The sequence below is a fragment of the Rhizobium sp. BK060 genome (genome assembly GCF_014193145.1).
Lineage (GTDB): Bacteria > Pseudomonadota > Alphaproteobacteria > Rhizobiales > Rhizobiaceae > Rhizobium.
Window position 1 is genome coordinate 1 of the sequence record NZ_JACHYW010000065.1, and the last position, 2,008, is coordinate 2,008.

The 2,008-nt window shown below is 56.4% G+C and carries 1 protein-coding gene; it reads left to right on the forward strand.

Features of this window, described 5'->3' with window-relative positions; genetic code table 11:
• Positions 1–126 precede the first annotated feature (126 nt).
• Positions 127–1,950 carry a group II intron reverse transcriptase/maturase gene (gene ltrA, locus FHT71_RS31115; RefSeq protein ID WP_183723296.1) on the forward strand — a complete coding sequence of 608 codons (1,824 nt, stop codon included), beginning with the start codon at positions 127–129 and terminating at the stop codon, positions 1,948–1,950.
• Positions 1,951–2,008: the final 58 nt, after the last annotated feature.

Consider the following 2,008-nt stretch of genomic DNA (forward strand, 5'->3'; position numbering starts at 1 on the left):
GCATCTTCATCCATGATTTGGTGTCCACCTATTTTGGTGGACACTTCATGCCTCAGAGCGCTGCGCCTCAAAAGGCGCACCGAAATTCGCGCTTAGTGCGGCTGCAAAGCCGATGAAAGATAGTTGATGAAAGTTCAATACGGAGAAGAAGTGGCGAATCACTCTGACCCCGAGTCATGCGGGGCACATCGCGAGGTGTGCGTCGAAGCGTTGACAGGGGAAACCGGCAGGCCGGCCATAGAGCCGCGAAATGATCAGTTCGGGATGCCGACGCTGTTAAGCGAAGCGGAAGGCAACACGGTGCATGGCGTCAATCGCAAGCCATGCCCCGATCCCGCGCGGTCGGAGACCCTGTGCATGCCGGGAAGTCTTTCATACGGAAGCAGCGAGATCTCATCAGTGTCCAGTGCAAATGGACTGGACGGGACTGGGAAGGTCGTTGACCACAATCCAGTCATCTACGTTGATGAGAAGTCGGATACACCCATAGTACCGCAGAAGTTGCCGAACAAAGGAGATGATCCTGCGGAGGCAATGGAGGGAAGGGGTGTAATCGGAGGGAACGCCTTCGAAACTCCAGCGTGCCGGACACAGAGCCGGATAAAACACGCTTCGATGGGGATTGAAGGTGTACGGGAAGCCGCCAAGCGGAACCCGAAGATGCGTTTCACGGCGCTGATGCACCACATCACTCCGACGCTATTGGTGGAGAGCTTCCATGCGCTTCGCAAGCAGGCGGCGAGCGGTGTGGACGGCGTGACGTGGTACGACTATGAGAAGATACTCGAAGGGCGGGTGCACGAATTGCATCGGGAAATTCAGACCGGTGTTTATCGCGCACAACCGTCCCGACGGGTCTACATTCCGAAGAATGACGGAAGGCTCCGTCCACTCGGCATTGCAGCGTTGGAAGAAAAGGTCGTGCAGATGGCCGTGTCCACGGTTCTGAGCGCGATCTATGAACAAGACTTCCTCGGCTTCTCATACGGGTTCCGGCAAGGAAGGGGCCAGCATGACGCGCTGGACGCCTTGTGGGTTGGGATCGACAGGCGGAAGATCAACTGGATACTGGATGCGGATATTCGCTCGTTTTACGATGAAATCGATCACGGGTGGATGGTTCGTTTCCTGTCACATCGAGTGGGTGACCGCCGGCTGATACGCCTGATCCACAAGTGGTTGAAAGCGGGCACGATTGAGGATGGCCGCCGCGTCGCATCAACACGAGGAACTCCTCAAGGCTCTGTAATTAGCCCCGTGCTATCGAATATCTATCTGCATTACGCATTGGATTTATGGGTCCAGCAATGGCGTACCCGAAACGCTAAAGGCGACGTGATCATTGTACGCTATGCCGACGACAGCGTGATTGGGTTCCAGTACGAAGGAGAGGCGCAGCGCTTCCTGCAAGCATTGCGGGAGCGACTCGCTCAGTTTGGCTTGCAACTACACCCGGAAAAGACGCGGCTAATACGCTTTGGGCGGTATGCTGCGCGAAACTGCCGGGAGCGTGGTATCCGCAAGCCAGAGACCTTCGACTTTCTGGGATTCACACATTGCTGTGGCAGGCGGCGCAATGATGGGGGCTTCAAGATTGTCCGTCTGACAATCAAGAAGCGCATGCGCACGACGCTGATGGCCATTCGGGAAACGCTAATGCGAAGACGCCATGAACCGATCGCAGTAGTAGGTCGATGGCTACGGCAAGTGTTACAGGGGTATTTGAACTACCATGCGGTGCCAGACAATCTAAGACGGTTGGGAGGGTTCCGCTGGGAAGTTGGTCGAGCTTGGCGAAACGCTTTGATGCGTCGAAGCCAACGAAACCGGCTGTCTTGGGATCGTTTCCAAAGGCTGCTTCGCAAATACCTGCCGCCATGTCGTTTGTTGCACCCGCATCCAGATGCTCGGTTCACCGTCACAACATCCGATAGGAGCCGTATGCGGTAGTGCCGCACGTACGGATCTGGCCGGGGGGCGATGGGTAACCATCGTCCCTACCGGGACC

Excerpts from the sequence above, each read along its gene's own strand:
- ltrA (WP_183723296.1), top strand. The coding sequence starts at position 127 with ATGAAAGTTCAATACGGAGAAGAAGTGGCGAATCACTCTGACCCCGAG.